Consider the following 24,621-nt stretch of genomic DNA (forward strand, 5'->3'; position numbering starts at 1 on the left):
ATATTTTGTGTACCAGTTTCCATTTGTTTTTGTTATTTTTCATTAAGTTTTTTATTATTATTCAATCAATAAGGTGGCTCAATAGTCGGATCTCAAGCATTTAATTTCATAATGTTTGATGCGACAGAGTTAATATTTGTTAAACTCAAAGGATTTTCACCATTTTTACCTACTCCGAAGAAATCAAATTTAACAAAATTCTTATTCCTATCAATTACATTTGAATAACCATATCAAGCAGTTAATCATTTATAAGGTATGCCTGAATTAATTGTTGCAATGTAATTTCCGTAATCATCTATTACTCCAGTTCCACTATTACCACCATAGAAGAATATTGGGACATAATTTTTACTTTCATCTTTAGGACGCGCGAAAAATTCGCGATTATCATTAATTTGATTTCTATTAATTATGTAGCCACTTTGTCTTTGTTTTGGGAAACCATTAAGTAGATGTCCTGTGTAATATTCAGGTGAACTTTCTCAGCTTGATATACCTTTTTTATTTAACTCTTGGACAGTGTTATAAATATTATCAACATTGTAATTATTTAATTTTAAGTTATCAAGCTTCAAGAATTTTTCATATCAAATAGCAGTTGCGAATTTACCTTGACGTTTTAATTCTTTAATCATTTTATTAATATCGATCAAAAAGAAAGTAATATCAACATATTTATCTTTAATTAAGCCATTTTCGCTAATTTGATCATGTCCCGTTCAGAATGGGAAAATAGGTGTGGCAACAGTATATAAATCATTATGATATTTAACCCCACCATCAACATCGTTTTCAAATTCATAACCACTTCTAGTTATATTTGGACTAGTAAATCACGAGCGTGCTGTTGGGTCAATTATATTGCCATTGTTATTAACAACATGGTTGTTTGTTATGCCATAATATTTACCATCTTTAGGATTTTTGCTAGCTTTACCAACTATTAAGCTTGAACCATTATAAAATGAAATGGTTCTAAGCATAATATCCTCAAGTGTTTTATTTTCATAATTCGGATGAAGAAATTCTATATCTAATTTATAACCTTCATGGAATTTATAAGGCAAGTTTTGGTTTGGGTCATAAGCAAATAACTTATCTTGATTGTATTTCTCATTGTAAATAATAATTGGCATGTTTTCTTGAGTATAACTCATTTTTTGATAGTTAAACTGGTTAGTTGGAATTGAGTTAAATGTTTCATTTTCGATGTTATTCTTATAACTTATTGTTGCTGTTGCTCCATATGTTGTGTTGAAGAAAACGGCTTTTTCATAGCTAAATTTGTCATTTTCTGTATTGGCATCAAAGTTATAAGCTTTTAGAGTTTCTAAAATATTACTACCAACTATTTGATAATTTTCATCACCTAATAATTTGTAATTAAACTTAATTCCTTCATCTGTCAAAGTGAAGGTTAACTGATAATTAGCCACCTTATTAGCCACATTTTCAGTTTGGCCATTAATAATGATTTGTTTTTCTTTTACAAGCTTGTTTCAATCTAATTCAACATTTAAACCGCGGTCAAATTTAAGAATGCGATCGATTCTATCATTGTCTAAATAAGCTAAATTAGTGTGGAAATGGAAATTGATTTTAGCATTTTGTACTTCATTTTGTAAAAGTGGTTGATAATAAGCTTTTTTAAATAATCAATTAACTTCTCTTTTATTATCAGCTAAATCAAAAATAACATCTTTATAATTAAATTCAATTTTTCTTCTTCTTAAAACACTGTGATTGGCTAAAAACACTTTTTTCATACCATAAATTGCACTTAAATTATCTAATAATACTTTTTCATCAATGCTTTGAACACTATCAGAAACATCATTAAATGTGTTGATTTCGTATCAAATGTCGCCTTTAACAGTGTCCTTTTCAACAAAAGCAGAAGGAGAAAATTCTAATTTAATAAAAACACTGTTTGAACCTTGAATTTTTTTGGCTTGGCTAAATCTAAATTTACCATCACTGCCAAAAATATTCTTAATTGTTTTATCATGATAAGTTAAATTATTAATGTTTAATCAAGAATTAATTTCTTCATCTTTAACATTAATTTTGGCAACGAATTCATCACTACTTATGTTATTTATTTGGTTGTTAATGATAATATTTTCTCAAGTAATTGAGTTGATTAAAGCTTCTTTATAGGCAGATAAGGCATAATCATTTTCTAAATAATATAAATCAATATTGTGATTAGTAGCTCATCTGATTTGTGGATTCTTTTTGTTTATAAACCCTAATTTAAAACTTAAATAACCTTTTTCCTTTTCTGAATAACCACCCGAAACATCAAAATAATAAATATAATAATCTTTAGCTAAATCTTTTGCAATGTTAACTGCCGATTTATTTTCTGATAATTTGTGAATGCGTTTTAAATCTTCTGGTATGGTCTCTTTAGGCTCATTTTCAACATTTTCAAAGCCATTATCAACATTTTCTTCTTCGTTAGTTTCACTTTCACTTGAAGAATCTTCATCTGTTGTAAATGCTAGTAAATAATTAAGCTTATCTCAAGCCTTTTGTTTAATTAAAATTAATGGATCAATTGTTCTTTTTGAATCTTGGGCAAAATTGTAAGTGAAATCTGTGCCATTAATTTGATTAATTTTACTTATGATATCTTCATTTGGTTTGTCAAATTGCTCATTAATAAAGTCATTTTGGTCAAATCACTCTTTATCTTTTGGTAAATAAGTATAGCGATTTGCCCTTTTACAATATTTTAGTTCATAAACTAATGTTTTCATGCCAGGCACGAATGTGCCATTTTTGTATAAACCAAATTGTAAGTAGGCTATGCCATTAATTTCATCAACCTGCTTAGTTTTTTCATCTCTTTCTTCTTCTGGCACTAAATGAATTGAATATTCACCATAATTTGGTAACTTATAAATTTTTTCAAAATTGTTTCATATTTCACAAGCTAAAAAGTTTGAATGAGTTAAATTACTATCTTTGACAATTATTTTTTCAAATAAATCGTCAATTTTACTATTTTGAATAATGTTATATAAAACTAATTCATCAGCATTAAGTGGAATTTCAGCGTTTCTTCAAACAAAAGGATACTTAATATATTGTTCGCCTTTTTTTAGTTTTAATAAGAATTTCAATGATGTAGATTGGCGTATAGGGTCAATATCAACAGTATAAATGTAAAATTTATGACCTTGATTTTCTTCGATTAAGTCATAAAAACCATCAAAAGTTCATTCGCCAAAATCAAAATTGAAGTTTTTAAGTAAAACTTCTTTGAATAATTGATGTTTTAGAGCATCATTTGCACTTAAATTATTCAATTGAATATTTTGATATTCAACTTTTTTAGTAATTAATTCCTTCACTTGCTCTTCAAAATAAGCATTAATATCTTTTTTAGAATTTTGCTCATTTAAAAAGTATGGATTATTAAGAAAATAATCTGTTGGTTGATATGAAAAAATTGAGCCATCTTGACCAAAATAAGTCATAATATTTCATTTATTTTGTCAATCACGTTGATTATTGTTTTTGTTTGTTGTTAAATTAGTTAAGGTTTTTAATTCATAGCCATTGAAAGTTATTTTTACATTCCCTTTCAATTTAATGTCATAAGTGTTTGTTTGAACACTAGTCATTGTTTCTTCATTTGAGGGTACATTTTTTGCAACTTGTGTATAGACATTCTCAAGTGAATTAAGATCAAGATGATAATCAAAGTAATTTTGTAATTTTTCAAATTTGGGTTTAAAAACTAAATTACGGATAGTTTCATTTTCTAAAACTTTTGCATTTGGCAGAGAAATTAATAATTGATAATCAATGATAAATAAATCATCTAATTTAGTAAATTGAATCTTGTCTAAAATTTCATTTATATTTAGTTCAGAATTAAAAGTTTGTTGTAATTCAACTTCAACACCTTCTTTTTCAACAACTAAATTAACAAAAGCTTGATTTAAATTATCAGGATTAATTGCCACTTTTTTAACTTTTACATTTGCACCAATATTATTTGATAAATTCAAATAATATTTTGAGTTGTTTTCATTTAAACTTATTGCATAAACTTTAATATTCGGATTGCTTTTTAAGAGTGGGCTAAAAGCAGGAACATAGTTTTCTTCGAATGAATTTTTTAATTCAACTTCTTTTTCTGATAAAGTTTTTTCTCTGAAATTAAAGATTTTGCCAAATTTTTCTTCCGAATAAACTTTTTTATTATTAGCACTAATTTTTGCCAATTGATATTTAAAAGTTATGCTTTTTTCCAAATCATCACTTTCAATAATTTCCACATTTTCAAATAAAATAGTTGAATTCGGCAAATTGAAAGTTATATTTTCAACAATAGCTTGTGTAGCAATAATGTCTTCTTTATTTAAATATTCATAAGTAATATTTAAATTATTTAACTCTCTTTTGTCATTAGCTTGAATTTCTTCAGGAGATAAACCCTTTTTAAATCCAAAAATTTTTTGAGTCAATAAATTTGATTGTATGTTTTCATTAACTAAATCAGTTTTTGTTGATTGTAAGTTAAAAGTAATTAAAATTCATTGTTCAAAATCATTTGCCTCTAAGATGTTTAAATTTGTAATTTGTACATCTTGACACTCTTCATTATTTGTTATAAAAAAGTTAGCTACAATAGCTTTTGAAGCTAATTCATTTTCCTTATTTATATATGAAATAGTCGGATTCAATGAATTTATTCTATCTTGCTCTTCATTTATTTTTTTAGCTTTTTCTTCATCTTCAGTCATAAAACCAGTAATTATTAATGTTTTAGTTTTGCTTTGAACACTTTCTAAATGGTTTTTGTTTGAAACTAAATGATATTCTATTTCAATTAAGCCTCTTGTGTCGTTTTGTTGGACCAAATTGTTAATAACAATATTTGCCTCAGTATTAGAATTAATCGAAGCAGAAAAATCGCTTATATTTAAAGATGAAGGTAAAACTTCATTTTTATTAGCCCCATTATAATTAATATTTTTTTCAACATTTTCATCATCAAGCAAATTATTTAATCTAACTTTTTCTGCTATTTTTCTATTATTTCATGAATCTAGAGTGAAACTTTTGGTAAATTTCTTTGAACTTATTACACTAGGGTAAGTTTTTGAAGCAATATTATACTCAAGAATTAAATTACCTGTGTTGTCATCGAATTCTTTTTTAACTATGTTATTTAAAACAATATTTTGATTGTTTTCATTCAATGTAAAAGTGCTCAAATCCACTTCTGAAGGTAATAAAGTGTTAGATCCATTATAAAGCAAGTCTAAATTAGCAATTTCATTAATACGTTCGGCTTCATTTTTAAAGTAAGAATCATTGTTGCCTATGGTTAATTCCATAATTTCTGATTCAACGCCTTCAAATTGCTCTTTTATAGAAATCAATTTATATTCAATAATAGCGGTTCCTGTTAAATCATCAAAGCTTTTGATTTTTATTACTTGTAATTTGGCTTGTTCTGTTCCAAAAACTACATAATCATAGATATTTTCAACATTTAAATTATTGGCCATTATTGAATTATTAGTTATTTGAGCGTTTACTGGAAGATTTTTTAAGCGTAATTTTTCTTGATTAATTTCTTCAACAGTTGGTTTGGTAATGACCTTAAACTTATTTAAAGATGCAATTTTATTATCCAAACTAATATTTTGATTATTAATTATTTTGTTGCTTATTAAAGAATATGAAAAAGTTAATGTGCCTGTTTCAAAATTTCTTTCAATAATTTGTAAATTATCAACTAGAGCATTACTATTTTCTGGCAATGAATGTTCTATGCTTTCAACATTAACTTCGTTCAAAAGTGTGTTTTCTTTGTTTGGATAGATAAAAGTTGCTTCAATGTTTGACAATCTATCTTTTTCAGCTTTAATTGCCAAGAGGTTTTTATCAGCAAATCCGCTAATTTCAGCCTCATAAACCTTGCTTGTCTTTGTGCCTATTTGATATTGGAAAATAACAATAATAGATGTATTTTTTCTCTCTTTAATTAATAAGTTAATTAGTTTAGCATTTTTTTCGTTTTTGCCTATTTCATAAGTTAATTGGTCAATTTTGGCATCATCAACAATAGTGTTAGATTTGTTTGGGTAATCAAACTTGACAGTTAAATTATTGAAATATTTTTCGTAATCAAAGTTATCTTTATTATTTTTAATACAACTAGCACTTAAGATTGCTATTGGTGTTAGTAAAGATAAATTTAATGCGAATTGCAATTTGGCTTTTTTAAATTTCATAATCACCCCTTTAATTAAGCTTATTTTTAAATTAATTATATTAATTTAGTTAGCATTGAAATAGTTAATAATAAATATTTGCCAAATTGATGTTTAAAATAGCATTTTATAAAAAACACACTATTGCTAGTGTGTAAAGTTTATTGAGCCGGCTCAACGTTTACTAAAATACCTTGGTTGTGGAATACTTCAGTTCCTGAACCTCAAATTAATTCTGGTAAGTTAGGATAATCAATAAATGGATTTCTCATTCCCATGCCAGTTGCTGCTCTGTTATTGTCTTCATAATATTTAGCAATTGCATTGTTTCTTGTTACTTCTACAATATCAACTTGATCGGCGTTTGCTCAATTTTTATATGTTGTTAAATATTGATCATTGAAATAAGGATAAGCATCTTGGAAAACTCTCGGACCACTGCCACTTTTTGCATTTTTATGTGTAATTTGGAAATAGAAATACATTCTAGCAGTATTACCTTTAAAAATATCGATTGGTTCTGCATGAGTTCCATCAACTTTTGTACCATTTAATGATGTTCAAGTTGGGTTATTTACTGTAAAGTGTGGTAAATTACCACGTCTATTATTTACATATTTATCAGTTGGCAAGATAAAATGTGGGTCATTTCTCGTAGGATCAACTTTACTAAATCACGATTGTGGAATCATGTGTTCTCTATTGAAAGTTGAAGCTTCACCACCATTTAGATTATTGCCTGTTGAACTTCCGCCAGTTCCTTCGTATTGATTAGGTTTAAAATTATATGGATCACTTCCATTTGGATTTTCACTATAAATATCTAATATTGTTCCATCGTTTTCATAGAATTTATCAATATCAGAGTATCTATAAATTTTGTATAAGTCGGCATATGAACCAATTTGTTGTGTTTTACTTTTTTGGATTTTTAATAGAGCTTCTCAAAGTTCAGCCCCTCTTTTTCCTTCAGCTGCTGCATAATAGTTATTATTTGCGTCATAAATATAATTTACATTAGAGTTTGTTAATGTAATAGAGCTGCTTGATGAATCAGTTGATGATGAATCATTATTAACTGTTGGATTGTCTTCAGTTGTATTTGTTGAAGTTGAAGTAGATCCATCAAATGTTTCATCTGGGCTATTTAAATTAATCTTCACATAATTTACTTCATTATCAACAATGTGGTTGCCATTTTGTTGATAAACTGCTTTTTTAAATACTATGTAAAGATAATTGTCAATAATTTTTGCTTCTAAAAAACTACTTAGTTTGGTTTTTCCATTGCTTGTATATGTTGGTTTTGTAGCGTTTGCTAATTGTTTATTGCCAATAAATGAATCACTTGCAACTACTAACTTATCATATGAAGAGGCATTTGATCATGATCAATTACCTTCACTTAATAAAATAGTTTTTGAATTTCTATCATACCCAAATGTAAATGGTTTTTTCTTACCTTCAGTTGCTTCATTTCTTTCAATAGCATTTCTGATTTTTTCAACATTAAAATTTTGGCCTTTAGAAAATGAGCTAGTTACATTAACTTTACCATTTTGAAAGGCAGTCATTGCTTCGGTATCATTAGTTGTGATTACATTATTTTCGCCAGCGGTTTCAGACGATTCATTACCTGAACCAGTATTTGAAACATTTGAATTATCTGCACTAGGCTGATTGTTTTCTACATCGGTAGCTGGAGAAGTTTCTAAATTAACTTCAAAATAACAAGTTTTCGAATCGATAGTATGATTTCCTTGTGGGTTGAAAAGAGCTGTTTTAAAGTAGAATTTGGCAATATTACCTGTTAATTCAACTTTTAATTTGTTGCTTAATTTAGTTTTGCCTCTGCTAATATATGTTGGTTCATCAGAATGAACTAATTGCTTAGCATTTTGATCGTTATAGTTAATATAACTTGTTTTAATAGTAGCAATTAATGGTCAATTTTCCTTTTCTGCTCAATTAATTTTTCCTTGAACAATTGAAATTTTTCCTGTTTGTCTATCATAAATGAAAGTGTATGGTTTTTTAGTTGCTGAAGCATTTGTTTCAATTGCTTGTCTAAGATTAGTTTTATCTAAATTCGCGTTAATATCAAAATTAGCTGTTAAATTAGCCGAATCAACAGCAGGATTTACAACTGGATTTGGAGAAACCGAAGGATTATTTTCTGCATCTCCGCCTTCGCTTCCTGTGTTAGGTGTTGATGGATTGTCATTAACAGGTTGGTTTGGATTTGTTGGTGTTACTGTTTCTCCTTCACTATTTCCATTGCTAGGGTTAGATGTTGATGGATTGTCATTAACAGGTTGGTTTGGATTTGTTGGTGTTACTGTTTCACCATTGCCGCTTCCATTACCTGGGTTAGGTACTGGTTGAGGTGTTGGATCTGGTTGCGGGGTTGGTGTGACTTCTTTTTTGTCATTTTGACATGCAGCACTTAAAACAATGGGTAAAGAAACCACTGAAAGTGCGCTTAATAATTGAACTTTTTTAACTAATTTACTTATTTTCATAACATTATAATTATATTTTTTATTAATTGATTATGTTGTAAATAATCTCAAAAGAAGCTTTTTAAAGAAAAAAATGCTATTTTAAGCATTAAATATATAAAAAATAACACTCTAAAGAGTGTTATCGGACTATTTAATATCAATTAAAACACCTCTATCGACAAAAGTCTCATTACCTTCGCCTCAAATTAATTCTGGCAAGTTAGGATAATCGATAAATGGGTTTCTTAAACCAATTCTGTCATTTGTTGTGTAATAAGCAGCAATTTGTTTATTTCTATAAACTTCAATTTGATCAACTTCATCTTGCTTATCTCATTGTTTATAAACTGTTAAAAATTGATCTGTAAAATATGGGAAAACATCTTTGAAAACATTTTTAGCTTCAGATTTTGGATTGTTTGCGTTTTTGTGAGTTAGTTGGAAATAGAAATAAATTCTGGCAGTATCGCCTTTAAAAACATCGATGGGTTCAGCAAAGGTTGAATCAATTTTTGTGCCATTTAAAGAAGTTCATGTTGGATTTTCAACAACAAAGTGTGGTTTATTATCTCTTCTGTTATTAACTAATTTATCTGTTGGTAAAACAAAATGAGGGTCACTTCTTGTAATTGGTTCTTTATTGAATCAAGATTGAGGAATCATGTGTTCTCTATTGTACATGTAGCCTTCTTCTTTAGCAGTTTTGCCTTCTCTAGCAACTCCGCTACCATCTGATGCATTTCCTTCATGATTTTCAAAAACAAATTCATATGGATCTTGACCATCAGGAATTTCACTATAAATATCTAGAATAGTGTTATCTTTTTCAAAAAACTTATCAAGATAAACATTTTTGTAAATATCGTACAATTGACCATAATTATTACCTATTTGAGTTCTTTTAGCTTGTTGAATAGCAAATAACGCTTCTCAAAGTTCAGCTCCTCTTTTGCCTTGAGCTGGAGCATAATAATTATTGGTTGAATCATATACTAACCTTGAATCAAAAGCATTATTTTGCTTTCCCGAATCGTTTTTGTCTTTTTCATCTTCTTTAATTGGTTCAGCAGGTGTTGTTGTTTTTGCAGCTTGTTGATTAGAACAACCTGCTGAAATAAAGAAAGGAATAGCTGAAAATGACATCGTGCTTAATAAAAGCATTTTGTTTAATTTTGTCTTAAATTTCATAACCTTTTAATTATATCAAGCATAAAAAAACTAGAATATGGAAATTTACCATATTCTAGTTAATTATTCTTGAAAGCCTGTATTGTAAAGTTTGAAATAATAGCCTTCTTTTTTCATTAATTCTTGATGAGTTCCTGATTCGATTATTTGGCCATTATCAATTACTAGAATTTTATCGGCATTAATAATTGTACTAAGACGGTGCGCAATAACTAATGATGAACAATTGTTGATTAAATAATCCATTGTGTTTTTGATTCTTTGTTCAGTAATTGTATCGATATCGCTTGTTGCTTCATCGAGAATAATTATTGGTCTTGCCGAAATTAAAGCACGAATAATTGAAATAAGTTGTTTTTGTCCTTGGCTTAATTGTTTAGCATTTGATTTTAAAAAGGTATCAAGACCTTTTGGCATTTGTTTAATAAAATCAATACCAACTACTTTTTCAACTATTTCATAGATCTTTTCGTCACTAATGTCTTTATTAAACAAGGTTAAATTATCTCTAAGTGTAGCTTCAAAAACAAAGACATCTTGTAAGATAGTATCCATATAATTTCTTCAAGATTTTTCACTAATTGTTTCGCTGGGCTGGTCATCAATTAACACTTGACCACTTGTTGGCGAATAAAACTGTGATAATAATTTAGCAATTGTTGTTTTTCCGCTTCCTGTTTTGCCGACTAAAGCAATTGTTTGACCTGGTTCAATTGTGAAATTAATGTTGTGTAAAACAGTTTTTTCTGGGAATGAAGGATAAGCGAAATTAACATTTTTAAACTCTATTTTGCCTTTTTTATAGTCTAATTCGTTTAATTTAGCTTCTTCTTTATGTTTGAGAGCTAAAATTTTTTGTATTCTAGCAATTCCACCTAAGCCCAACTGAACATTGCTAGTTATTTCTAAAATTTGTGATGTTGTATCAGCTAAATTCAGAATATAAATTGAGAAAGTAATTAATAAACCTGGTTTTAAAGGTTGAATTCCACCGCCACTAATATTGCTAAAAATCAAATAACACCCAACCGAAATAATAATTAACAAATTAGCAAATTTTGAAAAATGTATAAAAGGATAAGTGAAACCAATATTTCTAGCTGATTTATAATCGGGAGCTATTAAAGCCTCATTATACTTATCAAACATTTTGCTAATTTTGTCTTGTTGTTTATGAATTCTCACTAACGGCATTGCTTCTAAAACTTCTTCTAAAAAAGCATTAAAATCACCTAATGATTCTTGTTGTTTAATGAAATATTTTTGATTATTTTTAATAAATAAATAAAGAATATAAGTTGACAAAGGAATTGTTACAATGGCAATAGCCGCCAAAATTGGCGCATAAATAAAAAGAATTATAAAAATAATTACAAATTGAAAAATAACTACGATGAAGTTAGTGAGCATGTCAATTAAAGCTTGCATAATGTTATTAATATCATTAGTTAAATTCGACATTAAATTACCAATTTTTTGCTCACTAAAATAACTTAAGGGCATTTTTTGAATTTTTTGATATGTTTCAATTCTTAATTCAAAAATCATATCAATGATTGCTTTATCAAAAAATCTTCTTTGAATTAAAGTTAAAACTTTGTTCAAAATATAACAAAAGGCTAAACCGGCAACACATAAAGCAAAATATTTAAATTCAAAAGCGCCTTTTTGCAAAATTTGTGCATCAAAAAAGTAATCTGCCATATAACCAATTAATAAAGATGCTAATGTTGAAGCTAGCGGAATTAAAGCTCCAATAAAAAACATTATTATTCAAGCCAAAGGATTAATTCTAAAACGTTTTAAAAACTGGAAAAAGTCGCGTAATTTAAGTTTGTCTTTGTTTTTACCAAAAACCATTCCATTAAATCTAGGCATTTTCAACCTCCATTTGGCTTTGATAAAGATCTTGATAATAACGATTATTTTTTAATAAGTTTTCATGATTATCAAAACCGACTAATTTGCCATTGTCTAAAACAATAATTTTGTCAGCGTCTTTAATAGCATTGATTCTTTGGGCAATGATTAACATTGTTGTATTTTGAAATTTATGTTTAAGTTTTCGTCTAACTTGATAGTCTGTTTGATTATCAAGCGCTGAAGTTGCATCATCAATTATTAAAATTTTTAAATCTTTATTAATCCCTTGGGCTATTGACAATCTTTGCTTTTGACCGCCAGATAAATTATTGCCTTTTTGCGTTAATTCATAGTCTAATTGGGAATCTAAATCATAAATAAAATCAGAGTTGGAAATATCAATAGCCAAGTTAATTTCTTCAAGATTAATTTTGTCATTAACAAAAGTTAAATTTTGTCTAATTGAGCCACTTAGTAGTTTTGGCTTTTGTAAAATTAAGGAAATTTTGGCGTAAAAATCATTTGAATTTAAATCATTAATATTTATATTATCAATTAAAATTTGGCCTTCGTTTAAATTGTATTCATGAGCAATTAATTTAGCTAAAGTACTTTTTCCACTGCCTGTTTTGCCAATAATACCAATTAATTGACCACTAGCTATTTTGAAATTAATGTTTTTTAAAACTAAATCATTATTAGTATTATCTTGGCTATTTTGAGGATATTTAAATGAAACATTTTTGAATTCAATTGCACCATTAGTTAAATAATTGCTTGAATTATTTGACTTAACTTCAGGTTGGCTTTCTAATAATTCCACATATCTTTTAGCAGCGGTTTGTGATCTCAATAAACGATTTACAGTAAATAAAGTAAAGAAAATTGAGTTAGTTACCATGCCTAAATATGAAGAAAATTGGAAAATAATTCCTTTAATTTCTTTAGCGTTTGGTACATTATCATTTTTGATTAAAATGCCTATAATTATGAATAATACAACATTGCCTAATAATGAAATTAAGTCAATAATCGGTCAAGCAGTTGCTGAAAGTAAGTTAATCCCCATAGCAGTTTTTCTTGAGTCCAAACTAATTTGTTTATAGTTATTAAATCTATTTTTCTCTAAGTTGTAAGATTTAATAACTGCTATTCCGTTTAAGTCATCTTTAGCCGCATTATTTAAACGATCTAAAGTAACATTTTCTCTACGATAAAGCGGAAATAATTTACGAATTACCAAATATGCTCCTAAAGCAATAAAAGGCACAACTACAAAAATGCTGATTGATAAATATAAGTTAGTTGACATTGAAAAAACTAAACCTCAAATGAAAAAGCAAGGTGAAACAAATAAAAATCTAACCATAGTATTTAAGCCTTGTTTTAACTTCATCATGTCAGCAGTAAAACGAGTGATTAATGTTCCTTCGCTATATTGATCAAAATTACTTTGACTCAAAGTTAATAAATGATTAAACAATTTTTTTCTTAGTTCATAAACCCCATAAATTGACATTTTTCAAGCCAATATTGAGGCAAAATATGAAACTAACATTAAAGTTAAAGCTAATATTAATGTTGAAACAATAATTATTGTCAATGCTTCTTGATGACTATTAACTGTAATATTTCAGAAAAGCAAACTAATTTTATCAACTTGACTTTCAGTTGCTAAATTAATAATTTCTCTTGTAATACTTGGTATTGTTGTGGCTATAATTGGCTGTAATAAAGATAAAATCAATGCCAAAATACCAAATAACTTTAGTTTTCAAGACAACATTTTGAAAATGCGGAACATTTTTGCCTCCTTTGCATTTTTGTTTATTTAAGAATTATAAACATATTTATTGATTAGTTTTTTAAATTGATTATTAAATTTTAATTAGTTTTATTTTATATATAATTAAAATATATATTAATTAGAGGTGCAAAATGGCAAGAATTGAAGATCGTGATCCAGCAATTTGTGAAGAAAAAATTCAAAAAAGACGTGAATTATTAATTCAGCTTCATGAAGAAAATCTTTATGAATTACAACATCCAGCTTTGGTTGAAGTTGAAGAAGAAAATGGCGAATGCCAAGATGAAAAATGCTTATTAAAAGCTGAAAAAATCAACCCAGAAGAATATAAAAAGAAATTAATTATTAAGATTTTATCAGTGGTTTTAGCAGGCTCAATTATCGTGGTTTTAATCTTAATAGCCTTGTTAATAGGTAATTTAGGAAAATAATGAACGAAGCAGTTTTACCAATTTTAATAACAATCTTAGTACTCTTATCTTTAATTTTTGTGGTGATTGTTTTACCAATTGTTATTAACAAAATTAAGGAAAAATTGTTAAAAAACCGCTATAACAAGCTAGGTAAAAGTAGTCAAATTAGATTAATTAACCAATTAAGAGAAGCGGTTGAATATTTATCAAAAAATAAAATCGGGGCTTTAATCACCATTGAAAACAATGATAATATTGATAACTTAAGAACTGATGGAATAATTTTAAATGCCAACATAAGTTCTAGTTTGCTAATTTCTATTTTTAACAAATACAGCCCACTTCATGATGGCGCTGTAATTATTAGAGATAGCAAAATTTATTATGCAGCTACTTTCTATAAAATTACTAAAAAATCAATTGATAATCAGTATGGCGCGCGCCACCGTGCTGCTATGGGAATTAGTGAATTGTGTGATGCGGCAACAATCATTGTTAGTGAAGAAACTGGCGATGTTAAATTTGTTAAAAATGGAACATTTTACAATATTAGATTAGAACAATTCCAAGAACAATTAATTAAATACTTGAAGGACTAAAATGAGTGAATATAGTGATGAGATTCTTTTAAAAAAATTACAAGAATGTATTGAAAATAAAAATAAAGATCAAGCACAAGAAATTATTGATTTAATTCCAAATGCTGAAATTGCTGAACAATTAAATGAGCTAGATTTAGAATCACAGCAAACTTATTTAAAATTGCTTAAAAGTGAAGAAGCAGCGGAATTATTTTCATATTTAGACGAAGAAGTACAAAAAAATTTAGCTGAAAACTTTAGCGAAGATTGAGGAATGAAGCTTTTACAAAACTTACAAAGCGATGAATTAGCTGATGTTTTAGATGAATTACCAGAAAATGTGTCTTCAAAAATTTTGGCTTATACACCTTTAGAAAAAAGAGAAGAATTAAACAAATTGCTTAGATATGAAGACGATGAAGTCGGCAGTATCATGAGCATTGATATTTCAAGCATTTCTAACGAATATACCTGTGAACAAGCCTTAAACAAAATTAGACGTGATTACAAAAAACGTAGCGCTGAATTAGTACATTACTACTATGTGGTTGATGGCGCTGATCGTTTATTAGGTGTTTTAACTTTAGAAGAAATTTTATTTGCTAATCCAGAAACCAAAATCGAAGATATTTATTCACCAGTTGCTTCAGTGACAGCTAATGATAAAAAAGAATTTGCTGCACAAATTTTCAGTGATCATGACATGTCAGTTCTACCAGTTACAAATAACGAAAAGCAATTAATTGGAATGATTACCAGCGACGATGTTATTGATGTTATAAATGATGAAGCAACTGAAGATCTTTATAAAATAGCAGGTATAACTACAAGTGAAAAAGATGATGCTGAATATCTAAAAACACCTTGATACACATTAGTTAAAAACAGAATTTTCTGATTGCTAATTTCTTTACTTTTAGCAACTGTGCTACAAATTGTCGTAAATATAACACTTAATTTATTAAAAGTTGATGCTAACTCAAATCAAAAATTAACAATTTTGCTTGGTTCATTAATTCCAGTTTTAATTACAGTTATAGCTAGTGGTTCAATTCAAGCCAATGTAACAATTTCGCGGGCTTTAGCCTTACAAGAAATTGATGAAACAGACTATAAAAAAGTTATTTTGAAAGAATTTATTGTTGCCTCAATCATTGGTTCGATTATAGCCATTGCTAACTTCGCTAGATTATCACTTTACTATTTAGCAACCAAAGATTTATTACAATCAAGTTGAAATGTGGCTTTTAATATTCAACTTAAAACTGTTTGAACAATGATTTGTTTAAGTTCATTAGTGCTTTTAATTACATTAATCATTGCCAACTTAATTGGTTCATTAATGCCTTTAATTTACTTAAAAATGAAAAAAGACCCTTCAAGCGTTTCAACTATTTTACTTACTAATTTAGCTAACATATTCGCAATTGCTTTATTACTAGGTCTTTCATACGGAATTTTCAAAGCATTTGTAATTATTTAAGAATACTTTCAGGTATTCTTTTTTATTTGTTTTTTTCAAACTATAATTAACATATGAGAACAATAAACGAAAAATCATGTGGGGCAATAATCTTTAAAAAATTCAAGAAAGAATGAAAAGTCTTATTAATTAAGCAAATTAATAAAAATTGAGGTTTCCCAAAAGGCCATGTTGAAAATGGCGAAAGTGAAATTCAAACAGCACAAAGAGAAATATGAGAAGAAGTTCAATTGGATAAAATTCAATTTTTCATCGATTATAAATATTCAAATGAATATGTTTTGACCAATGGCAATAATAAACAAGTTATCTATTTTTTAGCCCAATATTCACACAACAAACAACCTAAATTTCAAGCTTCTGAATTATTAAAAGCTAAATTTATATCGATTTCACGCGCGCTTAATTTAATTAAATTTAAAACTGTAAGAGAAATTTTGAACAATGCTTACAAAGACTTTATCAATCTAAAGAGCACCAATGAAGTAAAATAAAAACAACTTTTATGTTACACAAAAGTTGTTTTTTTGCTATTTTATAGGCTTTTTGGTATTTTGTTCAATTAGTTTATCTTCCATTTTACCAATAATTATATTAGTAATAAGAGAGAAAACTACAGTTACTATTACTGCTCCAATTAATCTGCCATATAATGGAAATTTATCAATATAAGCTGTTGAAATCATGAATCAAAACAGCATAATTATGGGAATAGTAAAATTAATTGAGCGGAGTGTTAAGACTTTAAATTTGCAAAGCAAAAGATTTGCGTTTATTACCAAAACACCTATTCCATAGGTTAATATAAAAACCAATCACATTGGTTTAATTAAAATGTTTTGTAAATCTTTTGTTCCTAAAATATAAATTAATACTTGCGGAATAATTACTGCTAAACTTAAAAATAAAGTATTATACAAAGCCTTATAGCTTGTTTTTTTATTGTTAGTTTTGGCATTTTTTTTATTCATAATTTGCTTTCTTTTTATTAAGCATCATTACGAATTCATCTAAGGTTAAATTAACTGTTTCTTCTTTACCATATTCACGGTATGAAATGGTTTGACTTTCCATTTCTTTTGCACCTAAAATTACTTGGTATTTAACTTTTGAAGTTTGGGCATCACGAATTTTTTTACTTAATCTTTCATCTCTGTCATCTAATTTAACTCTGAAATCATAATTAAATAATGCTTCGCTAACTTCTTTAGCATATGCCATGTTTTCTTCGTTATTAACTGGGATAACTGAAATTTGTTTTGGGGCTAATCAGAAAGGTAAATTACCTTTAGTTTGTTCAAGTAAAATAGCTACAAATCTTTCATATGTACCGATTAAGCCTCTGTGAATCATAACCGGACGAGCTAATTCGCCATTTTTATCAACATAAGAAATGTCAAAGTTTTTAGGTTGTAAGAAGTCTAATTGAATTGTTGAAACGGTAACTTCATGACCTAAAGCAGTATCAATTTGAATATCAATTTTTGGACCATAGAAAGCAGCTTCGCCTTCAACAATTTCATAATTTACTTTCATATCATCAAGAGCTTTTTTAAGCATTCTTTCAGCTGAATCTCACATTTTGTCATCATTGAAATATTTATCTTTTTCATTTTTATCTCTTAAAGATAATGAAATGTAGCTAATGTTGATTTTGAAGATTTTTAAGGTTTCTTCAATTAGTTGGTACATTAATTTAATTTCTTCTTCAATTTGGTCTTCTCTAACAAATAAGTGACCTTCAGTTAATAACATACCTCTAACTCTTTCAAGTCCTGTTAAAGCACCTGATTTTTCATAACGATAAAGTTGGCTTTGTTCTGAATATCTAATTGGTAAATCCCTGTATGATCTTTTTTCCATACCATAGCAAATAATGTGGTGTGGGCAAGTCATTGGACGAGGAATTAATCTTTCTTTTTCAACGATTAATGGGCTAAACATATCGTCTTTGTAATGTGCTAAGTGTCCACTAATTTTATATAACTCTTCATTACCAAAGTGTGGAGTTAAAACTTCTGTAAAGCCATATTTACGGTCTAATTTAAGCACTAAATTACGAATTTCATTATGAATGTACATCCCGTTTTCTAATCAAATTGGAAAGCCTTGACCTGTTAAATAGTCAAAAGCAAAAATTTTCATTTCTTTGCCAATTTTACGGTGATCTCTTTCTTTTCTTTCCTTAAGCACATTTAAATAAGCGTCTAATTCTTCTTTAGTGTCTCAAGCTGTACCGTAAATTCTAGTTAATTGAATGTTGTCGCTATTACCCCTTCAATAAGCTCCAGCTATTGAAAGTAATTTAAAATGTTTAATAACTTTAGTACTTGGCACATGACCGCCTGCGCAAAGATCTTTAAAAACTATTTCGCCATTCAACGGATCTTTTAAAGCATAGAAAGTAATTTCTTTGCCTTGTGCTTTTAATTCGTCATATAACTCTTTTTTATATGGTTTGTTTTCAAATGAATATTCACTTTCTGGAATTTGAATTGTTTCTAAATTGCGTGAAGCTAATTTTTTCATTAATTTTTCAACTTTACCTAATTCATCAACACTAAAAGGTTGTTCAAATTCAAAATCATAATAAAAACCTTCATCTGTTGCTGGTCCAAAACCTAATTTAACATTTGGATAAAGTTTTTCAATTGCTGCCCCTAAAAGGTGGCTTGTGGTGTGGTTTAATTGTTTATCTACTTTTATTTTCATTTTAACCTCTAATTAAAACCCATTTTGTTTTTTAATTCTTTAACAATCGGTGAACAAATTGCTTTAGCTTTTTTAGCACCTTCGCTAACAACTTGATCAACTAGTTTTTTAGCAGCTTCATAATTACTTTGAATTTTAATTAATTCATCTTTAACTACTTGAGCTACTGCTTGTTTAAATTCGCCATAATTAGCTGTTTTAAAGGTATTTTCAGCTTCTTTTAAGCTGGTGTTCTTTAGCGCAGCATAAATGTGTAATAAATTTAAAATACCTTTTTTATCTTCAGAAATATAAACTTTGTTTTCTGAATCTGTTACTGCTTTAATAATCTTCTTGTAAGCAACCTCTGGGTCATCATGTAAATAAATTGTTGCTTTAGAATTATTTTCGCTTTTTGACATTTTATTGTTTGGATCTGTTAATGATTTAATTCTTGCTCCTACTGGTGGAATAATACCCTTAGGAATAGTAAGATTCATCTTGTAATTTTTATTTAATCTACTTCCAATAGTCCGCGTTAATTCAAGGTGTTGTTTTTGATCTTCGCCAACCGGCACTACATCAGCATTGTAAATAAGAATATCGGCCGCCATTAAAACAGGGTACATTAATAAGCCAACAGGAATTTTTTCAGTACCGTTTTCTTGCTTAATTACTTTTTGAGCTTTATCTTTAAATTGTGTCATACGATTTAATTCACCAATTGATACTTCACTAGTCATCAATCATTGTGCTTCGGCATGCTCAACTACATCACTTTGAAAAAAGATAGTTGATTTTTTAGGATCCAAACCACAAGCTAAATACATTGCTACTATTTCATATCTAGCTTTTCTTAATTCTTCTGGATTAACTTTGCCAGTGGTTAAAGCATGTAAATCAGCCACAAAAAAGTAAGCATCATATTGTTCTTGAAGTTGCACAAAATTTTTTAAAGCACCAATATAATTGCCTAAAGTTAAATCACCAGTTGGTTTAATACCGCTAACTAATCTTTGCTTCATAAAAACACCTCTTTTTATTATTAAACTTTTAAAATTTTACTTTATTTCTTAATTTTAATATAATAAAGCAATGAAAGTTAAAGATAAATTTTTAATTGGTTTAATTACCGTTTGTACACTAGGCTTTTGCTGATTATATTGAAAAAAACAAGCTAAAAAACAACAAGCAATTTTGCAAGGTGATGCTGAATTGCCAAACTATGTTAATTTAACAGAATTAGTTGCTTTTTTAGGGGGAAATGACAATATAACAGAAATTTCACACACCTTTTCAAATGTTAAAATTAGTTTTTTAGATCGCGCGAAAATTGATGTGGAAGCTATTAAAAATCTCAAATATGTTTCTGGGATTATGTTAAATCAGCAAAAAATTACCTTAATTGTTGGCGAAATTGCTAAGATCTTAGCTAAATCATTAGAAAAATTGCCTTCTCTACAGTAAAAAGAATATAATTTAGATGGGGGAAATGTCATCCCCCTCTATGGATTATTTATTAAAATCTTTTAGTTAAAAATCGTATATTTTTATTTTTGTATATTTTAATTATCAGGTCACGTTTTTTATTTTTTTATCGGATCACGTATATATGTTTTATTAAATCCCTTAAACAAAGAAATCTTATTCAAAGATTTTTAAACTCTTTGCTAAAAACGCCTTATTAATTTTTATTTATTACATTTCTTTAATTTAAGGTATAAATCAAATCATTTTATCATTTAAAATCAGTCAAATAATTAGTGTTGTTAAATTCTAAAAACATCAAATTTTGTAAATCTTATATTTTTTTGTTATATCTTTTTTTATATTAATTAACTATTCATGCCTTGTTAGGCATTCAAACATTGCTCTTTGTTTAATTTATTTAATACTCTTAACTCGTAAATACTTATATAAAAAATGTTTGTTGTTAATTATAGTGTGATAAACAAGTGGTAACACTGTTTCAAAACAAAAAAATCATTCTTTTATAATTCATGAAATTAGAAAAGTTGTTTTGTTTTTTCATTCATAACCTCCTTTTCTTTTTATTATTTTTACAATCGCAAAATAATGCGTCTTACAAAATTAAGAATAATTTGAAACAAGGTATTAGCTCTTTGATACCTTGTTTTTGTTTTGCATTTGTTGCCATTTTATTTAAAAAAGCAAGGGTTAAACCTTGCTTAATTATTATTTTTCTGCTTTAACAATAGCAACAAGTTGTGAAAATACTTGTGGTTCATTAATAGCTAATTCAGATAACATTTTACGGTTAATTGTAATGTTAGCTTTCTTTAGGCCATTAATAAATTGTGAGTATGATAAGTTTTCCATACGTGTTGCTGCATTAATACGAGCGATTCATAATTTTCTAAAATTACGTTTAACTTGTTTACGGTCTCTAAAAGCGTATGTTCATGATTTAACAACTGCTTGTTTAGCAACTTTGTAACCGATTGATTTGTGACCAAAGTAACCTTTAGCTAACTTTAATCATTTTTTACGTCTTGCTCTAGTAACTGTTCCACCTTTTACTCTCATGTTTACTTCCTTTACTTATTTTAAATAATATTAATTTAGTCAACTTTAATAAAAGTTGTGATTAAAACATTGCTTTAAATCTTTTAAGATCTGAGGCATGCATTAATGCACGTTTACGAGATTGACGTTTTTGTTTTGTGGTTTTATTTTGTGCTAAATGTGAACGATATGCTTGTTCACGCATTACTTTTCCGGTTCCTGTAACTTTAATACGTTTTTTTAGAGCGCTCTTGGTCTTCATTTTTGGCATAATAGCCCCTTTCACGAAGTAAAGTGTGATTATTCTTCATCAGAATTATCAACTTGTTCATCAACTTTATCTTCTCTAGTTGTAGTTGATTTATCTACTAAGTTATTTTCTTTTTTATATTTAGCTACTTTAACTTTATTAGGTTGTAAATACATATCTAAGAAACGTTCATTAACTAATGTAGGTTCTTTGGTAATTTCAGCAATATCTTCTAATGTTTTGAAGAAATCAGCTAATTTATTTTCACCTAATTCTTTACGTGCTAACTCACGACCTCTAAATTTTAAACTAACTTTAATTCTGTCACCATCAAGCAAGAATTCTCTAGCTTTTCTGCTTTTCACAAGTAAATCATGGTCTCCAATCATTGGAGTAAGTCTGATTTGACGATTTTGAACAAAAGTTTGTTTTTCTTTAGCTGCTTTTTCTTTTTTCTTACGTTCATATTTAAATTTCCCATAATCTAACATACGAACAACTGGTTTTGGTTCAACACTAATTAAGACTAAATCTAATTTTCTTTCCTTAGCTTTTTCAATAGCTTCACGGGTAGGCATAACACCCATCTTTTCTCCGTCAGCATCAATTACATACACTTTTCCAAAGGGAATGTTTTCATTCACCATATGTTCAGGTGTAGGTTTTTTACTTTTATTTGTTTGAATAATAAACTCCTTAAATAGATAAATAATTTGTTCAATCTACATTAAAATTTTAAAGACTTTAATTGTAGCTAAGAACCCATAACCTTTGGCTATCAGGTGAGAATATTTTCTACTTTCTGCAATTAACTAATTGCCTTTTTATTTTATCATAAAGTTAATTTATATATAGATATAAATTTAACAAATAAAAAATAATCCAAAAGGACTATTTTATAGTTGTTTTAGTCATTTAATTTGTATTTTAATTCAGTAGATAATAAATACGAATAAGCTTCTTTAAGTGGCATAGGATCTTTTGCCTCAGGGTTTCACACATAGTGTGTATGAGTAATTCCATATCTAATTAATTGAGGATAAAGATTATTGATATTTATCAAATTTGAAGCAACAGCAAAATTTTTACCATATTGTTGATCAATGATTTTAAAACTGATTGATGTTCCATTTGAAGTATCCTCATGAATATGAGCATATTTAATTGTTATGTTTTGGTTTAATGTTTCATCATTAAATTTAATTGATACTAATTGTCTAGCAACTAAATATTCAGCTGTAAAATCAGCTAAATTAAATGGTAAATTAGGAATTTTATTCATTTGATCTGGTACTAATTCATTTCTGTCACCGTAAATATAGCGCAATTGATTATTAGAAGCCATTTCTCTTAAAGTTTCAATGTCTTTATCGATTTGTTCTTTGTTAAAGACTATTTGATAGGCATATTCTTCTAAAGCTTGATTATATTTTTGCTTAAATTCTTTGTATTTTTGATTCAAAAAACTAACATTATTATTACAACTACTTGCTACCATTGGCGCTGTAAAAATTAACGAAGGAATGATTAATGTACTAAGTTTTCTTTTGATTTTCATAATTCTCCTTAATGCTATTTTATTACAAAAAGCTATTATGTTTTTTAAGCTCTAAATTTCTTTTAAAACTAAAGCTTTTTTCATTGTTTTGTAACAATCCAAGCCATTATTCTTTTAATTCGACTAGCTGTGTATCTTTTAGAAGTGCAATTTTCAATAAATTCATTATATGTTCTGCAATTCAAATGTTTTAAAAATAAATTTTCAATTCCTTCGCTAACTAAAGGGATTTTTTTAATTTTGGTTAAAGGAGATGTACTCATTATTTTTTTAAATTTGCTATAAAACTTTTCCATATTAGGCATTTTCTTAATTTTCATTGGTGAAAAATAAGTAATATCTTGATTATTAAGAAGCATATTACGTAATAATGAGGCGGATGCATAGTTTTGATTGGTTTCTTGACTGTGAAAGTCAACATTTCTTGCGAGTGTAAAAATTTTTATTGGTCAATTGTTATTAACTATTACTTTAGTATATTCAAAACCCAATATATCATTTGGTTTAATAAAACTTTGACCTGAAAGATTTTCAAGAGCCATTTGATAAGCCTTTGGATAAGCCAATTTAGCTTGTTTAATGTTATATCTGATTTTTTCATCAAAATTTGTTTGATTATTGTTTAAAAATTGTGCTAATTTAATCATTTGTTCAGGATTATTCGATTCAGAACCAAAAACTAATTTGTTTATTCCATATTTATAAAGCTTATTTATAGCATTTTTAGCAAAAATATGAGCTGCTTGAACACCTTCTTGTAAAGAAAGTTTCAAAACTTTATTTACGCCATATTTCTTAGCTATTTTTTTTCTTTGTTTAAAAGGTGCCACAATTAATTCGCCCCTTTGCGAAAACTTATCACTCATAACAATGACAATTTTTTCATTAGGAAACTCTTTTTTAATTCATGCTAATTGTCTAATATGACCATTATGAAATGGATTATATTCAACTACTATACCAATCATTTTTGCCCCTTATATTATTATTTTAAAAAGCTTTTTAATATAAATTTTAATCATAAATTCATAATAAAAACCAATGTATGTAATTAACTATATACACCTTTTTAGTTTTATATTTTTAATAATACTCATAATATACATATTTAATGTTAAAACCTAATATTTTTAACTTAAAATAGCTATTTTGTCCTAGTTTAAACTAGGACAAGTTTTATAGACAATTTATAAAAAACTCAAAGCATCTCAATATTGTTGAGGTGTTTTTCAATTTAACACAGATTGAAATCTTTCATTGTTATATCATTCAATGTAATCTTTGATAATGTTTTTGAGTTTATCAAAGCAAATTGTTTTGTAATTTACAAAGTTTAAACACTCAGATTTGATGTTTGAAAAGAAATATTCAACTTCCCTATTATCTAATGAATTTCCGACCCTGCCCATAGATACATTTCCATTGTTTTTTGCAACTACATCGAGATATTTAGATGATGAATATTGAAATCCGTGATCTGAGTGAAGAATTCAAGGTTTTTTAAACTTTATA

19 protein-coding genes are annotated in these 24,621 nt (G+C 27.5%); 5 read left to right on the forward strand and 14 right to left on the reverse strand.

Annotated features, from left to right (window positions below; genetic code table 4):
- Positions 1–32: 32 nt before the first annotated feature.
- The 5 genes from T395_RS0100585 to T395_RS0100605 form a co-directional block, all read right to left on the reverse strand.
- Positions 33–6,266 carry an MGA_1079 family surface serine endopeptidase gene (locus T395_RS0100585; protein WP_029512573.1) on the reverse strand — a complete coding sequence of 2,078 codons (6,234 nt, stop codon included), beginning with the start codon at positions 6,264–6,266 and terminating at the stop codon, positions 33–35.
- 140 nt (positions 6,267–6,406) lie between these two features.
- Complete coding sequence (locus T395_RS03720; RefSeq protein ID WP_051617757.1) at positions 6,407–8,767, reverse strand: endonuclease; 2,361 nt, start codon at positions 8,765–8,767, stop codon at positions 6,407–6,409.
- A gap of 129 nt (positions 8,768–8,896) precedes the next feature.
- Positions 8,897–9,937: an endonuclease gene (locus T395_RS0100595; protein ID WP_051617759.1), complete on the reverse strand. Its 1,041-nt coding sequence runs from the start codon at positions 9,935–9,937 to the stop codon at positions 8,897–8,899.
- Between the two features lie 63 nt (positions 9,938–10,000).
- On the reverse strand, positions 10,001–11,815 hold the full coding sequence (locus tag T395_RS0100600; protein ID WP_036458305.1) for an ABC transporter ATP-binding protein: 1,815 nt from the start codon (positions 11,813–11,815) through the stop codon (positions 10,001–10,003).
- On the reverse strand, positions 11,808–13,604 hold the full coding sequence (locus T395_RS0100605; protein WP_029512577.1) for an ABC transporter ATP-binding protein: 1,797 nt from the start codon (positions 13,602–13,604) through the stop codon (positions 11,808–11,810). Before T395_RS0100605 ends, T395_RS0100600 begins: the two co-directional genes overlap by 8 nt.
- 134 nt (positions 13,605–13,738) lie before the next feature.
- On the opposite strand from T395_RS0100605, the gene T395_RS0100610 reads away from it, so the two are divergent.
- From T395_RS0100610 to T395_RS0100625, 4 genes are read left to right on the forward strand one after another with little or no spacing between them, the layout of a single operon-like run.
- A complete protein-coding gene (locus T395_RS0100610) occupies positions 13,739–14,038 on the forward strand; it encodes a hypothetical protein (RefSeq protein WP_029512578.1) in 300 nt (99 codons plus the stop codon).
- Entirely contained in the window at positions 14,038–14,619 is a 582-nt protein-coding gene (locus T395_RS0100615; protein ID WP_029512579.1) for a diadenylate cyclase, read from the forward strand. Before T395_RS0100610 ends, T395_RS0100615 begins: the two co-directional genes overlap by 1 nt.
- A gap of 1 nt (position 14,620) precedes the next feature.
- Positions 14,621–16,084, forward strand: a complete 1,464-nt coding sequence (gene mgtE, locus T395_RS0100620; protein WP_029512580.1) for a magnesium transporter — start codon at positions 14,621–14,623, stop codon at positions 16,082–16,084.
- 53 nt (positions 16,085–16,137) lie between these two features.
- Positions 16,138–16,578, forward strand: a complete 441-nt coding sequence (locus T395_RS0100625) for a bis(5'-nucleosyl)-tetraphosphatase (protein ID WP_029512581.1) — start codon at positions 16,138–16,140, stop codon at positions 16,576–16,578.
- 36 nt (positions 16,579–16,614) lie between these two features.
- Here T395_RS0100625 and T395_RS0100630 read toward each other — a convergent pair whose 3' ends face one another.
- From T395_RS0100630 to trpS, 3 genes are read right to left on the reverse strand one after another with little or no spacing between them, the layout of a single operon-like run.
- Complete coding sequence (locus T395_RS0100630) at positions 16,615–17,055, reverse strand: MAG3450 family membrane protein (RefSeq protein ID WP_029512582.1); 441 nt, start codon at positions 17,053–17,055, stop codon at positions 16,615–16,617.
- Positions 17,048–18,796, reverse strand: a complete 1,749-nt coding sequence (gene thrS / locus T395_RS0100635; protein ID WP_029512583.1) for a threonine--tRNA ligase — start codon at positions 18,794–18,796, stop codon at positions 17,048–17,050. Before thrS ends, T395_RS0100630 begins: the two co-directional genes overlap by 8 nt.
- 8 nt (positions 18,797–18,804) lie before the next feature.
- Positions 18,805–19,800, reverse strand: a complete 996-nt coding sequence (gene trpS, locus T395_RS0100640) for a tryptophan--tRNA ligase (RefSeq protein WP_029512584.1) — start codon at positions 19,798–19,800, stop codon at positions 18,805–18,807.
- Between the two features lie 70 nt (positions 19,801–19,870).
- On the opposite strand from trpS, the gene T395_RS0100645 reads away from it, so the two are divergent.
- Positions 19,871–20,242 (forward strand): PTS sugar transporter subunit IIB, encoded by a 372-nt coding sequence (locus T395_RS0100645; protein ID WP_029512585.1) that lies wholly within the window; start codon positions 19,871–19,873, stop codon positions 20,240–20,242.
- Positions 20,243–20,971: 729 nt separating this feature from the next.
- On the opposite strand, the gene rplT is transcribed toward T395_RS0100645, so the two are convergent.
- The 6 genes from rplT to T395_RS03665 form a co-directional block, all read right to left on the reverse strand.
- Positions 20,972–21,322 carry a 50S ribosomal protein L20 gene (gene rplT / locus T395_RS0100650; RefSeq protein ID WP_029512586.1) on the reverse strand — a complete coding sequence of 117 codons (351 nt, stop codon included), beginning with the start codon at positions 21,320–21,322 and terminating at the stop codon, positions 20,972–20,974.
- 61 nt (positions 21,323–21,383) lie between these two features.
- Positions 21,384–21,572: a 50S ribosomal protein L35 gene (gene rpmI / locus T395_RS0100655; RefSeq protein WP_006608899.1), complete on the reverse strand. Its 189-nt coding sequence runs from the start codon at positions 21,570–21,572 to the stop codon at positions 21,384–21,386.
- 29 nt (positions 21,573–21,601) lie between these two features.
- On the reverse strand, positions 21,602–22,198 hold the full coding sequence (gene infC, locus T395_RS0100660; protein WP_029512587.1) for a translation initiation factor IF-3: 597 nt from the start codon (positions 22,196–22,198) through the stop codon (positions 21,602–21,604).
- A 260-nt stretch (positions 22,199–22,458) separates the two neighbouring features.
- Entirely contained in the window at positions 22,459–23,109 is a 651-nt protein-coding gene (locus T395_RS0100665) for a hypothetical protein (protein WP_029512588.1), read from the reverse strand.
- A 68-nt stretch (positions 23,110–23,177) separates the two neighbouring features.
- A complete protein-coding gene (locus T395_RS0100670) occupies positions 23,178–24,077 on the reverse strand; it encodes a nucleotidyltransferase (RefSeq protein ID WP_029512589.1) in 900 nt (299 codons plus the stop codon).
- 219 nt (positions 24,078–24,296) lie between these two features.
- On the reverse strand, positions 24,297–24,621 hold a 325-nt coding region (locus tag T395_RS03665), incomplete at its 5' end, for an IS3 family transposase (protein WP_029512590.1).

The sequence above is a fragment of the Mycoplasmopsis iners ATCC 19705 genome, assembly GCF_000701805.1.
GTDB classification, from domain to species: Bacteria; Bacillota_I; Bacilli_A; order Mycoplasmatales; family Metamycoplasmataceae; genus Mycoplasmopsis; species Mycoplasmopsis iners.